This is a genomic window from Plantibacter lichenum (genome assembly GCF_050587525.1).
Lineage (GTDB): Bacteria > Actinomycetota > Actinomycetes > Actinomycetales > Microbacteriaceae > Plantibacter.
This window is the reverse complement of the sequence record NZ_JBOBFT010000002.1, coordinates 186202-198923: the sequence shown is the minus strand read 5'-3', so window position 1 is coordinate 198923 and position 12722 is coordinate 186202. Positions and strand designations below refer to the sequence as shown.

The 12722-nt window shown below is 69.0% G+C and carries 10 protein-coding genes; 6 read left to right on the top strand and 4 right to left on the bottom strand.

Annotated features, from left to right (window positions below; genetic code table 11):
* The first annotated feature begins 49 nt into the window (after window positions 1–49).
* Window positions 50–673: a LysE family translocator gene (locus ACQ3HB_RS04330; protein WP_430918079.1), complete on the top strand. Its 624-nt coding sequence runs from the start codon at window positions 50–52 to the stop codon at window positions 671–673.
* Window positions 674–904: 231 nt separating this feature from the next.
* On the opposite strand, the gene ACQ3HB_RS04325 is transcribed toward ACQ3HB_RS04330, so the two are convergent.
* From ACQ3HB_RS04325 to ACQ3HB_RS04315, 3 genes are read right to left on the bottom strand one after another with little or no spacing between them, the layout of a single operon-like run.
* Window positions 905–1813 carry a heme ABC transporter ATP-binding protein gene (locus ACQ3HB_RS04325; RefSeq protein WP_430918077.1) on the bottom strand — a complete coding sequence of 303 codons (909 nt, stop codon included), beginning with the start codon at window positions 1811–1813 and terminating at the stop codon, window positions 905–907.
* Window positions 1810–3024 (bottom strand): FecCD family ABC transporter permease, encoded by a 1215-nt coding sequence (locus tag ACQ3HB_RS04320; RefSeq protein ID WP_430918075.1) that lies wholly within the window; start codon window positions 3022–3024, stop codon window positions 1810–1812. Before ACQ3HB_RS04320 ends, ACQ3HB_RS04325 begins: the two co-directional genes overlap by 4 nt.
* A gap of 5 nt (window positions 3025–3029) precedes the next feature.
* A complete protein-coding gene (locus ACQ3HB_RS04315) occupies window positions 3030–4124 on the bottom strand; it encodes a heme/hemin ABC transporter substrate-binding protein (protein ID WP_430918073.1) in 1095 nt (364 codons plus the stop codon).
* A gap of 298 nt (window positions 4125–4422) precedes the next feature.
* Here ACQ3HB_RS04315 and rffA point away from each other — a divergent pair, with 298 nt between their 5' ends.
* From rffA to ACQ3HB_RS04295, 4 genes are all read left to right on the top strand, one after another.
* The gene (gene rffA / locus ACQ3HB_RS04310) at window positions 4423–5685 is read left to right on the top strand and encodes a dTDP-4-amino-4,6-dideoxygalactose transaminase (protein ID WP_430918072.1); all 1263 of its coding nucleotides are present in this window, start codon (window positions 4423–4425) and stop codon (window positions 5683–5685) included.
* Window positions 5686–5702: 17 nt separating this feature from the next.
* Window positions 5703–6719, top strand: a complete 1017-nt coding sequence (locus tag ACQ3HB_RS04305) for a glycosyltransferase (RefSeq protein ID WP_430918071.1) — start codon at window positions 5703–5705, stop codon at window positions 6717–6719.
* 206 nt (window positions 6720–6925) lie between these two features.
* Window positions 6926–7927 carry an NAD-dependent epimerase/dehydratase family protein gene (locus ACQ3HB_RS04300; RefSeq protein ID WP_430918069.1) on the top strand — a complete coding sequence of 334 codons (1002 nt, stop codon included), beginning with the start codon at window positions 6926–6928 and terminating at the stop codon, window positions 7925–7927.
* A gap of 254 nt (window positions 7928–8181) precedes the next feature.
* Complete coding sequence (locus ACQ3HB_RS04295) at window positions 8182–9339, top strand: glycerol dehydrogenase (RefSeq protein WP_430918068.1); 1158 nt, start codon at window positions 8182–8184, stop codon at window positions 9337–9339.
* Window positions 9340–9608: 269 nt separating this feature from the next.
* Here the strand turns inward: ACQ3HB_RS04295 and zapE are convergent, their stop codons facing one another.
* The gene (zapE, locus tag ACQ3HB_RS04290; RefSeq protein ID WP_430918067.1) at window positions 9609–10871 is read right to left on the bottom strand and encodes a cell division protein ZapE; all 1263 of its coding nucleotides are present in this window, start codon (window positions 10869–10871) and stop codon (window positions 9609–9611) included.
* Window positions 10872–11191: 320 nt separating this feature from the next.
* Between zapE and ACQ3HB_RS04285 the strand changes: the two genes are divergently transcribed.
* Window positions 11192–12415: an ROK family transcriptional regulator gene (locus ACQ3HB_RS04285; RefSeq protein WP_430918066.1), complete on the top strand. Its 1224-nt coding sequence runs from the start codon at window positions 11192–11194 to the stop codon at window positions 12413–12415.
* The last annotated feature ends 307 nt before the right edge of the window (window positions 12416–12722 follow it).

Genomic DNA, 12722 nt, shown 5'->3' with positions numbered 1-12722 from the left:
GCACATTCCACCGTTTTCTGCGTAGCTTCTTCCGGGAGGAGGAACGATCGTGGACGCATCGCTCATCGGACAGTTCTGGGTGGTCGCCGTGTTGCTGGCACTGACCCCGGGCGCGGACTGGGCGTACGCCATCGCCGCCGGTCTGCGCGCCAGAACGATCCTCCCGTCGATCCTCGGGATGCTGACGGGCTACGCGGTCGTCATCACGATCGTGGCCGTGGGGGTGGGCGCGCTCGTCACGACGTACCCGATGCTCTTGACGGTCCTGACGCTCGCCGGCGGGGCGTACCTGATCTGGCTCGGGCTCTCGACTCTGTTCCGCCCGGTTCCGCCGATCCAGGCGAGCGACGAACCGATCCGCGGCGGCGCGGTCGGACAGTTCTTCCGGGGCGCCGGGGTGAGCGCGATCAACCCGAAAGGCCTCCTCCTGCTCCTCGCCCTCCTGCCGCAGTTCACCTCGGCTACCGGCTGGCCGTCGACGACGCAGATGCTCGTCCTCGGCGCGCTCCACCTGCTCAACTGCGCGGTCATCTACTCGAGCGTCGCGCACCTCGCGCGACGTCTGTTGCGGTCACGGCCGAAGGCGGCGGTCGTCGTGACGAAGGCGTCGGGCATCGTCATGACGCTCATCGGCGCCGCCATCCTCGTGGAGCGGATCATCGAGCTGCTCTGAGCGGTCCGGCCGTTCGTGCTGTGCCTGTCCGTGGCCTGCCACTCGGGCCGTGGCTGTTCACAACTCAGGAGCATCCCGGAGTGTCGGCGGCCCCGGGCGGCGTGTCGCAGCCGACACGCCGCAGCGCTCCTGAGTTGTGAACAGGACTTCCGGAATTGTGCCGGGGCAGCCAGGGCAGAGGCGGCGGCAGGAGGAGAGGAGAGGAGAGGAGAGGAGAGGAGAGGCCCGGGATCAGCGGACGGGCAGGATGATCGTCGCACCGGTCGTAGGGTGGGACATCACCTCCACGGGATAGCGGTAGACCTCGGTGATGCGCTTGGGCGTGAGCACCGCGGCTGGCGGACCGGTCATCACGAGGCGGCCCGTCTGCAGGAGCGAGATCCGGTCGGCGTACGCGGCGGCCAGGTTGAGATCGTGCAGGACGACGATGACGGCGTCGCCCTCAGCAGCCGCTTCACGCGCGAGCCGGAGGACGTCCTCCTGATGTCGGAGGTCGAGCGCGGCGGTCGGTTCGTCGAGGAGCAGGATGCCCGTGCGTTGCGCGAGCACCCGGGCGAGCGCGGTCCTGGCGCGCTCGCCGCCGGAGAGGGACGGCACCTGTCGTTCGGTGAACCGGCCGATGTCGGTGACGGTGATCGCCTCCGCCACGGCCGCGTCGTCATCGGCTTCCCGAATCGTCCGCCGCCACGGCGCACGCCCCATCTCGACGACCTGCTGCACGGTGAAGGGGAAGAAGACCTCGTTGTGTTGGAGGAGCACGGCGCGACGCCTCGCGAGTTCACGGAGCGGCCAGTCGGCGAGGGGCCGACCGGCGATGTCGATGCTGCCGCCGCTGATCGCCTGATCGCTCGTGATCGCGGCGAGGAGCGTCGACTTGCCCGCGCCGTTCGGACCGATGAGCGCGTGCACCTCGCCGGATCGGACGTCGAGGGTGACGTCGTCGAGGATCTGTTTGCCGTCGATGCGAACGCTCACGCCGCGGACGTCGATGGCCGTCGTGCCGGGTTCGAGGGCGGTCGGGACGTCGAAGCGGGTGCTCCGATGCGGTGCTGCCGGTGGGCGGCCGGCATGACGGTCCCTCGTCGTGCTCGCCACGCTCGTCGCGCTGCTGCTGCCGCTGTTGTTGCTCTGCGCGCTCATCCCCAGCCTCCCGAGCTGCGCCTGGTGCGCCGGAGCAGCCAGAAGAAGAAGGGACCGCCGACGAGTGAGGTGAGCATGCCGATGGGGAGGTCGGCGAGCGGGACTGCCGTGCGGGCGACGAGGTCGGCGCCCATGAGGAGGACGGAGCCGCCGAGGGTGCTCACGATGAGGAGGGGCAGGTGCGCCGGCCCGATGATCATCCGCATGAGGTGCGGGATGACGAGGCCGACGAACGCGATGATGCCCGCGAACGCGACGCTCGCCCCCACGAGGAGCGCGACGATCACGATCACGAGGATGCGCAGGCCCTCCACGTTGACTCCGAGGTGCCTCGCGCTCTTCTCGCCGAGGGAGAGGAGGTCGAGCAGTTTCGTGACGAGGAACGCGACGACGAGACCGACGATGACGAGGGGGACGACGATGCCGACCTGCTGCCAGCGCGACCCGTTGAGGCTGCCGAGTTGCCAGAACACGATCTGCTCGCGCGCCGAGGTGTCGCCGAGGAAGGTCATGAAGGCGAGGCCCGCACCGGAGAACGCGTTGATCGCGATGCCGGTGAGGACGAGGGTGATGACCTCGGTGCGGCCGTTCGCGCGACTCATCGCGTAGACGAGGAAGGTCGCGAGGAGGCCGCCGACGAACGCGGTCACCGCGACGGTCCACTCGCCGAGGAAGGCCCAGCCGAAGACGATCGTGGCCGCTGCGCCGAGCGCCGCCCCACCGGAGACGCCGACGACGCCGGGCTCGGCGAGCGGGTTGCCGAACACGGCTTGCATGAGGAGGCCCGCAGCGGCCAGGGCTGCACCGATGACGAGTGCCATGACGACGCGGGGGAATCGGATGTTCCACAGGGCGCTCTCGCCGTTCGGGTGCGTCGGCATCGGCAGGGCGTCGAGGCCGAGCTTGTGCATGATCGAGCCGAAGACTTCGAGCGGCGGGACGTGCAGCTGGCCGATACCGGCCGAGACGAGGGCGAGGACGACGAGCGTGATCGCGAGGACGACGGTGAGGGTGCCTGCGCGGAGTGGGTTCGTGCGCGGGAGTGCTTGAGCGCCCGACCCCTGAGCGTGTCGAAGGGATCCACGCCCTTCGACAGGCTCAGGGACCGGAACAGGCTCAGGGACCGGAACGGGCTCAGGGACCGGAACAGGCTCAGGGGCCGGAACGACCGGCTCGGGGACCGAGGCGCCGGACGCCCGATCATCGCTCACTCGCGTCATTTCCCGTCGGCCTCCGGCGCGTACAGTGCGCGGGCGAGGGCGTCGAGGACCGCGGCCGTTCGCGGCCCGAAGCTCATGACCTCGGTGTCGTTCATGTCGATGACGCGCCGATGTTGTCCGGCCGGCGTCTCGGCGATGGCGGGGATGCGTTCGAGCAGGCCGTCCACCCCGCCGACGGATTCGAGTCCCTTGGTCATCATGATGAGGACGTCGGGTGCGGCGTCGATGAGCGCTTCCGCCGTCATCGGCCGCATGCCCTTCCAGCCGATCTCCGCTGCGACGTCGACGGCCCCGAGGCTGTCGATGAGGGCGTCCGCACCGGATCCCTCGCCGAAGATGTAGTAGATCCCGGCGTTGCCGCGGACGTAGAAGAACATCACTCGTGGTCGATCCGCGGGATCCTTCGGGGCGAGCGCCGCGATGTCGCCGATGGTCTTCGACACGTCCGCCTGAATGCGCGCGTTGAGGAGCTCGCCCTCGTGCGGGACGCCCAGTGCCGCGGCGACCTGGAGGACGAGGTCGTCGATGTTGTCGAGGTTGCGTTGCGGGGTGAGGACGACGACGGGGATGCCGGACTCTCGCATCTGCAGGACGACGTCCCACGGGCCGATCGAACTGTCGGTGATGATGACCGACGGGTTGAGCGCGAGGATCGCTTCACCGTTGAGTTCGTGGCCGTTCTGCGTCACGAGGGGGAGGTCGGCGGCCTCCGGGAAGCCGGTGGAGGTGTCGCGTCCGACGACGTTGTCGCCGAGCCCCAGACCGAAGACGGTCGCGGCGAGCGAGCCGTAGAGGTCGAGCGCGAGGATCCGACTGGTGTCGGTCACGGTGACCTGGGTGCCCTGGTTGTCGGTCACCTTCACGGGGAGTTTCGAGGTCACGTGCTTCGCGACGGGCGTGATGCCGGGCTGGTTCATGCACGCGGTCGTCGGGCCCTCGAAGGTGCGGGGGTCGGCGACCGGCGTCAGCTCCGCGAGCGGTGTGGAGTCGCCGCACGCTGCCGTCGCGGCCGCTTCCGAGCCCGAACCCGAGGTGGCTGGGCCACCGGCGCACGCCGAGAGAGCGATGGCGAGCGCCGCGACGACGGCCACGATGCTGGTGCGTCGCGCCCTGCGTCGGGGTGCGCTGAGGGGTGCGCAGAGGTCCGCGCCGCGTGAGGTTCGGTGCAGCGGATTCGGGGTGGCTGCCGGCGGAGAAACGTTCATAGTTAAGGTAAGCCTAACCTACACAACCCTCCGATTTCGAGGCCTGCGCGATGGGTCGGCGGCGCTCGCCGTATCACTTCCCGTGTGTTTCCCGTGAGAGATTGCCGTTCGTGGCGTTCCATTCATGTCGAATTCATAGAAAGTGCATAGGATGAGGCAACTTTCGCCAAGGGGAGCGTGAACGATGTCGCCGCAGCAGCCAGCACCGACCACCGCGGAGGCTGCGTTGCGCTCTCCTCGCCAGCCCGATCCCGCTCGCCAGCCCGCCGGCCGCTCGCTCGACGACCTCATCCCGTTCTCCCGGCCGTACCGCGCTCCCGGCGAACTCGTCAATCTCGAACGCGTCCTGTCCTCCGACCACGCCCACGGGGACGGCGCGTTCACGGCATCCGCCACGGGGCGCCTCCGTGAGATCACCGGCACCACCGGTGTCCTCCTCACGAGCTCCGGCAGCCATGCGCTCGACCTCGTGAGCATCCTCCTCGGCCTGCGCCCCGGCGACGAGGTCATCCTCCCCACCTACACCTTCCCGTCCGCCGCGAACGCGGTCGCCCTCACCGGCGCGACCTGCGTCTTCGTCGACAGCGATCCCATGACGGGCAACATCCATCCCGCCGCCGTCGAAGCCGCGATCACATCGCGCACGAAGGCGATCTCCGTCATGCACTACGGGGGCGTCCCGGTCGACCTCGCCGCCATCCTCGCGATCGGCGCCGAGCACGGCATCCCGGTCGTCGAGGACAATGCGCACGGGCTCGGCGTGCAGCACGGAGAGAAGCGCCTCGGCACCTTCGGCGTGATGGGCATCCAGAGCTTCCATGACACCAAGAACGTGCACTCCGGGGAAGGCGGCGCGCTCATCATCAACGACCTGAGCCTCCTCGAACGCGCCGAGATCGTTCGGGAGAAGGGCACCGACCGCTCCAAGTTCCTGCGCGGCCAGGTGGACAAGTACAGCTGGGTCGACGTCGGATCCAGCTACCTCATGAGCGAGTTGCAGGCGGCCGTGCTCGACGCGCAGCTGCAGTACTTCGACCTCATCCAGCGGAAGCGCCACGCCGTCTGGGACCGCTACGCCGTCGAGCTCGCCGACTGGGCCGATGCCGTCGGCGCGCAGCTCATGACCGTGCCCGACGGTGTGAACCACGCGGCGCACCTCTTCTTCGTGCTCATGCCCGACCAGGAATCGCAGCTCGGCCTCATCACCCACCTGCGAACCTTCGGCATCGTCGCGACATTCCACTACGTGCCGCTGCACTCGAGCGCGGCCGGTCTTCGTCACGGTCGTGTTTCGGGCAGCGTCGACAACGCGGTCCACTTCTCGAGGCGGCTCGTCCGACTTCCGCTCTGGGCGGGGCTCGACGACCAGCAGATCCATCGCGTGATCGATGCGGTGCGCTCGTACCGCCCGGACCCGGCGCCGCGTTCGGTGAGCCTCTCGGCGTAGGCCGCTACCCTGGTCAGGTGAATACGAGCAACGACGGACAGCCGAACGACCCGATCCCGCCGGCGACGCTGGACGCGACGATCGTCATCCCCACCTACAACGGGGAGGTGTACCTCGAGCAGATCCTCACCGCGATCGAAGCGCAGGACTACGACGGGACCGTCGAGACGCTCGTCATCGACTCGGGATCGACCGACCGTACCCTCGACATCGTCGCTGCGCACCCGAACGTGCGGCTGCACCGGATCCCCAACAGCGAGTTCGGTCACGGCCGGACGCGTCAGCTCGCGGCGCGCATGGCGAACGGGCGGTACGTCGTATACCTGACGCACGATGCGATCCCCGGCGACAGCCGCTGGCTCCACGAGATCACGGCGCCGCTCGATCCCGACGGCATCGATGCGGTCGCGGTCATGGGCAAGCAGGTGCCACGGGTGACGTGCTTCCCGCTGCTCAAGTACGAGATCACCGGTGTCTTCCAGAACTTCGGTCCGGATTTCGGGACGACGATCTTCTCCAACGACGGCTTCGCGGACGGCAACCAAGGCCTGCTCGACGCGCTCGCGTTCTACTCCGACGTCAACTCCGCGACGCGGCGCGAGCTGCTGCTCGGCGACATCCCGTACCGCGACCTCCCCTACTCGGAGGACATGGCGTTCGGTGAGGACATCATCGCCGCCGGTCTCCGGAAGGCGTATGCGCCGCGAGGTTGGGTCGTGCACTCCAACGACCTGACGCTCCGCGAGTACGGCATGCGCATCTTCGACGAGACGACGGCGCTGCGCCGCATCGGGAAGCCGATTCCGCCGCTCGGTCGTGGGCGACAGATCGCGTACATCGGGCGGGGGGCGCTGCGGGACACCCCTCGCATCGCTCGTGACAAGCAGTACGGCTGGAAGCGCCGACTGTACTGGCTCGCCGTCAACCCGATCTTCCACATCGTGAAGTGGGACAGCTACTACAAGGCATCCCGGGTGGACCTGAACGACGAGGCTGCACTGCAGGCCGGTTCGCTGGAGCACAGCCGCAAGTAGTCGGCATCCGGCGCGGTCCCTGATCGTGTTCCCCGGTCCCTGAGCTTGCCTCCGCTCCCTGAGCTTGCCTCCGGTCCCTGAGCTTGTCGAAGGGGGGGGCCTTGCGGTGGCACTTCGACGGGCTCAGTGACCGGGCCGGCCTGGGCGACCTCTGCTGTCGGCGAAAGCTCTGGCGCCGCACAGCCTGATGGGCTTCCATGGAGGGCATGCAGACGAACAGGATCCTCGTGTTGGGCGGCACAGAGTTCGTGGGCCGTGCCGTGGTCGATGCGGCGCTCGCCGCCGGATGGGACGTCACGGTGTTCAATCGCGGCACCCGTCGCGACGATCAGCGTCCGGAAGCCGTGACGACGCTCCACGGCGACCGTTCATTGCCCGGCGGGCTGGATGCGCTGCGGCTGGGGGAGTGGGACGTGGTCGTCGACACCTGGTCGTGGGCTCCGTCGGCCGTACGCGACGCCGCGACGCTCCTCGCCGACCGCGCCGCACGATACGTCTACGTGTCGAGCCGTTCCGTCTACGCATACCCGGCGCCCGCCGGTGCCGCTGAGGACGCCGCCGTCGTCGAGGGATCGGCGCACGACGAGCACTTCGACGACTACGCGCGTGCCAAGCGGGGCGGTGAGCTCGCTGCCGTCGCGGCGTTCGGCGACCGGGCGATCCTCGCCCGCGCCGGCCTCATCCTCGGACCGTTCGAGAACATCGGCCGTCTGCCGTGGTGGCTCGGTCGGATCGCCCAGGGCGGCCGGGTGCTCGCCCCCGGTCCCGCCTCCGGTCCGATCCAGTACGTCGACGCCCGTGATCTCGCATCGTGGATCCTCGATGCCGCGTCGATCGGTGCGAGCGGTCCCTTCAACGTCGTGAGCGAGGACGGGGGCATCACGATGGGCGAGCTGCTCGACGCCTGTGTGGCAGCGACCGGCTCGGATGCGGTCCTCGAATGGATCGACCCCGAGGTGCTGCTCGCCGCCGGCGTCGTACCGTGGACGCAGCTGCCGGTCTGGTTGCCTGCCGGTGAGGGTGCGGATGCGATGCACCATGCCGATGTCAGTCGTGCGATCGATTCCGGGCTGCGGATCCGTCCCGTCGCTGAGACGGTCGCGGACACCTGGGCGTGGTTGCAGGCGATCGGCGGTACGGCGCCGCAGCGTGCCGACCGTCCCGCGGTCGGCCTCGACCCCGACGTGGAGCGTCGTCTCCTCGGCTGACCCCTGCTCGCCGGCGCGCTTCAGACCCTGGTCGCTGAGCCTGCCGAAGTGCCCCACCCGTGCGCCCTTCGACAGGCTCGGGGACCGGAGGTGGAGCCCGGTCGCTGAGCCTGCCGAAGTGCTTCAAGCGGCCCGGGCGCCTCACGGCACATACCCCACTCGAACGGTGCCGAACGGAGAGCGTGCTCAGGCGCCTGTCGTAGCGTCGAAGTGCGGAACCCCGCGAACCCGACACCGAAGTCCAGAGGAGAACCATGTCCACCTCAACAACTCAGCGTCCCGTCCGAACCGTCATCAGCCCTGGCCGTTACGTCCAGGGTCCGGGGGCGATCACCCGCCTCGGGGAGTTCCTCAGCCCGATCGGCTCCGTCCCCCTCATCGTCTCCGATGATGTGGTGTGGGGCTTCGTCGGTCACGATGTCGAGGCCTCCCTCGGAGGCGCCGACCTCCCGTTCACGCGCGAAACGTTCAACGGCCTCGCGACATCGGCGAAGATCGACAGCCTGGTGGGTGCGATCACCGATGCCGGAGCCGACGTCGTCGTCGCCGTCGGTGGCGGCAGCACGATCGATGCGGTGAAAGCCGCAGGATTCCTCGCCGGGATCCGCTGGGTGAGCGTGCCGACCGTCGCTTCGACCGACGCGCCCACCTCGGCACTCGCCGTCGTCTACACCGAGGAGGGCGCGTTCGAGGAGTACCGCTTCTTCCCGCGCAACCCGGACCTCGTGCTCGTCGACTCGCAGCTCGTCGCGAACGCGCCGGCCGAGTTCCTCGCCGCCGGCGTCGGGGATGCCCTGGCGACGTGGCTGGAGGCGCGGGCGACCTCGCGATCCAACTCGTTGACGATGGCGGGCGGTGTGCCGACCCTCACGGGTACCGCGCTCGCGAAGCTCAGCTGGGACATCCTGTGGGACAACGCGCTGCCCGCGCTCGATGCGGTGCGTGACAACCTCGTCACGCCATCGGTGGAGAAGGTCATCGAGGCGAACACGCTGCTCTCCGGTCTGGGCTTCGAATCGGGTGGCCTCGCCGCAGCGCACGCGATCCACAACGGCTTGACGGCGGCCCCGCAGACGCACGGCCTCGCCCACGGTCAGAAGGTGAACATCGGATCGCTCACGCAGCTCATCCTCGAGGGTGCGCCGACGTCGGAGATCACCGACTTCATCGAGTTCACGACCCGTGTCGGACTCCCGACGACGCTCACCGAGATCGGCCTGACCACCGGGAACCTCGACGAGCTGCGTCTCGTCGCGGAGGCGGCGACGGTCGAGAGCGAGACGATCCACAACATGCCGTTCGAGGTGCGCGCGAACGACGTCGTGTCGGCGTTGCTCTCGATCGAGCGTCTGTCTCGTCGGGTGCGGAGCGACGCGAACCTCCCGGAGCCGGAGTTCTACCGGGCGCACTGATCGCTCCGGCCCGGTCACTGAGCTGAACCACCGGTCGCTGAGCCGAACTACCGGTCACTGAGCTTGTCGAAGTGGAGTCTCCCTGCGCTGGACGTCACCCTTCGACAGGCTCAGGGACCGGAGGCCGGCCCGGTCGCTGCGCTCGCCAGACCGGTCACTCTGCGCTCCGGCCCGGTCGCTGAGCCCAATCCACCGGTCACTGAGCCAATCCATCGGTCACTGAGCCTGTCGAAGTGTGTGCGCCCACGACGGCACCGGGAACGACCGCGTCAGACGTCGGCGCGGAGCATGGCGAGGCGGCTGGCCGTCCGGAAGAAGTCCCTCGCGAACGCCGGTGCAGCAACGAACTCGTCGCGGGGGACCGCCGCGATCACGTGCAGCTCCTTGCCGAGATCGCACAGGGCGTCGACGAGGCGCACGAAGCGCATCCGGGCCTCGCGGGTCAGCTCGGCCGGCGACGGCAGGGCATCGAGGATCCACCGGTCGAAGTCCTGCGCCCACGCGAGGTAGTCGCCCACCGACGTGCGCGTCTCGAGGAGGTCGGCGGCTGTGAACCACACGGTGCGATCGCGAACCGCAGCGGCGCGGAACACGTGTCCGCTGATGTGCAGCTCGTGGGCTTCCTCTGGCCCCGGTCGGACAAGCCCCGCCATCATGAGCTGCTCGGCGGAACCCGGCGAGATCCAGCTGCCGCGGGCGAAGCCCTCCCGCGCGCCGGCCGGTTCCGCCTCGCGATGATCGACGTCCCCATCCAGTCGCACGATGTCCATGTTCGCCTCGACGAGCGCGATGCCCGGCTCGAAGATGTGGTGGTAGACGGGATCCGGGAGGAGGTCGGTGGGCGCGTAGTTGGAGCTCGCGATGAGGGTCACATCGCGTTCGAAAAGGCTGCGCAGGAGCCGCGTGATGAGCGTCGCATCGCCCGGGTCGTGCACGTGGAGCTCGTCGAAGTAGATGACGGACGCGCCGTCGAGGAGCTCGTCGACGGCGGCGTCGACCGCGTTCGTGACCGCTGCAGCCGCCGCCCGCGCTGACACCGCCGCGCTCGCTGCACCCGCGGAGGAGGAAAGCGCAGTGGCGCCCATCGCGGTCCCTGCATCGCCCGGCGTACCCGTCGCTGCCGGTGCGAACGATCGATCCCGGTTCGCGGCCCTGGCGGCTTCGGCTGCCGCGGTGCGATGCGTGTGGATCGCGAGGTGCAGGGCGCGGAAGAACGAGTGGAAGTGCACGCGCTTCTTGGCGGTCGTCGGGAGGGCGTCGAAGCACGCGTCGAGCAGCCAGGTCTTGCCGCGTCCCGCCGGACCCCAGAGGTAGAGGCTGCGGGGGAGTGGGCCGCCCCGTCCCGCGTCGACGATGGCGTCGCCGAGTTCCGCGAGCCGTTCCGCGACGATGCGCTGTGCCGGATCGAGTGCGAATCCGGCCGCCGAGGCCGCCGCATCGAGTGCGAATCCGGCCGCCGAGGCCGCCGCATCGATCGCTGTGCCGGTGCTCACCGTGATCGTGTTCACCTTGCCGGTGTGCTGCTGCGTCATCGATCCTCCTCCGCCAGCCTACGTGCCTTCATCGACCACAACTCCTTCGATTTCGACATCGTGGATCGGCGCGCCCCCGGAATTCCGGGGATGTTCGTCGTGAGGGTGGCCGGATCGAAGGAGTTACGACTGGCACTTCGACAGGCTCGGTGACCGGGGACGAGGCACTTCGACAGGCTCAGCGACCGGGAAGGGATGGCTCAGTGACCGGGGATGGATGGCTCAGCGATCGGGATCCGGAAACACAGGCTTTACTGTTAGGAAACTTTCCTGTTATATTCGCAGACAAGAATTGGATTCCAATGGAGGGATCAGGAAACATGAGCGATCGCACCCTGCGCGGCACCCCGGCGTGGCTTCGTTCGACGAACGACCGCACGGCGCTGGAACTGCTCCTCGAGCACGGCGCCCTCACGCGGCTGCGTCTCGGCGAACTGTCCGGCCTCTCGAAGCCGACCGCGTCCCAGATGGTCCAGCGCCTCGAGAACGCCGGACTCATCCACCCCGTCGGCACCGTCTCAGGAAGCCGCGGCCCGAGCGCCGCGAGCTACTCCGTCCGCATCGACCGCCGACTGGGCGTCGCCGTCGACGTGACCCCGAGTCTCATCCGATCGACGATCGTCGACGCCTCCGGTGCCGAGCACCCCGTCGAGACCATCCCGACGGTCGACGGTGAGCGCTCCGCCGTCACCGACATCACCGCAGCGATCGCCGCCGCAACGGAGGCTGCCGGGGTCAACCCGGCGTCCGTCCACCTGGTGAGCGTCGCCGTCCAGGGCTCCTACGACGCCGAGACCGATGAACTCGCCTTCGCGGAGAGCATGCCGGGGTGGCAGAGCGAGGGGATCCGACAGGTCCTCGAAGCCGCCACCGGTCGCTCCGTCTTCATCGACAACGACGTGAACCTCGCCGCCATCGCGGAACGTTCCGTCGGCGCCCCCACCGATGCGGCGAGCTTCGCCCTGCTCTGGATGGGCGACGGCCTCGGCCTCGCGGTCGACATCGCCGGCGTCGTCCACCGTGGAGCATCGGGCGGGGCGGGCGAGATCGGCTACCTGCCCGTCACGCGCGAGGCGAGCGCGTTCGATCCGACCGCGGACGACCTGCAGGACCTCATCGGCCCGGACGCCGTCGCGATGATCGCCAGCCGCGTGACCGGATCCCCGGCTCCCCGGAAGGACGACTCCGGCGCGTACGCGGCCGCCCTCGACCTCCTGTCCGGCAGCGGATCCGGTGACGGAGCGAGCGATGCCCGCGACGCGATCATCGCGGAACTCGCCCCGCGCATCGCCATGGGCATCGTCCCCGTCCTCGCCCTGCTCGACCCCGAACGGGTCGTCCTCGGCGGCCCGACGGGCGCCGCGGGCGGAACGCCGCTCGCGCACGCCGTGGGTGAGCACATCGTCCGCTCCACGAGATGGCACCCGACCGTCGTCGCGTCGTCCGTGGAACACCTTCCCGTCCTCCATGGAGCGCGGGACGTCCTCATCGGCGAGTTGCGCGCGCGACTCTTCGACGAGGTCGACCGGATAGCCGTCGGCTAGCGGCAGGAGACGCCGCACCAGCCGCCAGCCGAATCCACCCGCAGAACGCCGGACCAGACCCCATACCGCCGATCGGTCACCGTCAGTCGCACGTCGACAGGCTCAGTGACCGGGACCAGGCTCAGTGACCGAGCACGAGCTCACTGACCGGGACCGCTCAGTGACCGGGAGCGGTGATCGTCGTGCCCGCTTCGACAGGCTCAGCGACCGGGCATGAGCTCAGCGACCGGGCATGAGCGGAGCGTCCGGTCATGAGCTCAGCGACCGGCGGGCCCAGCAGTTTTTCCACCACAGCAGCACCACATCA

Bases quoted from the DNA above. Each gene is read 5' to 3' on its own strand.
- ACQ3HB_RS04325 (WP_430918077.1), bottom strand. From the start codon at position 1,813: ATGAGCGCGCAGAGCAACAACAGCGGCAGCAGCAGCGCGACGAGCGTG.
- ACQ3HB_RS04295 (WP_430918068.1), top strand. From the start codon at position 8,182: ATGTCCACCTCAACAACTCAGCGTCCCGTCCGAACCGTCATCAGCCCT.
- rffA (WP_430918072.1), top strand. From the start codon at position 4,423: ATGTCGCCGCAGCAGCCAGCACCGACCACCGCGGAGGCTGCGTTGCGC.
- ACQ3HB_RS04285 (WP_430918066.1), top strand. From the start codon at position 11,192: ATGAGCGATCGCACCCTGCGCGGCACCCCGGCGTGGCTTCGTTCGACG.
- zapE (WP_430918067.1), bottom strand. From the start codon at position 10,871: ATGACGCAGCAGCACACCGGCAAGGTGAACACGATCACGGTGAGCACC.
- ACQ3HB_RS04300 (WP_430918069.1), top strand. From the start codon at position 6,926: ATGCAGACGAACAGGATCCTCGTGTTGGGCGGCACAGAGTTCGTGGGC.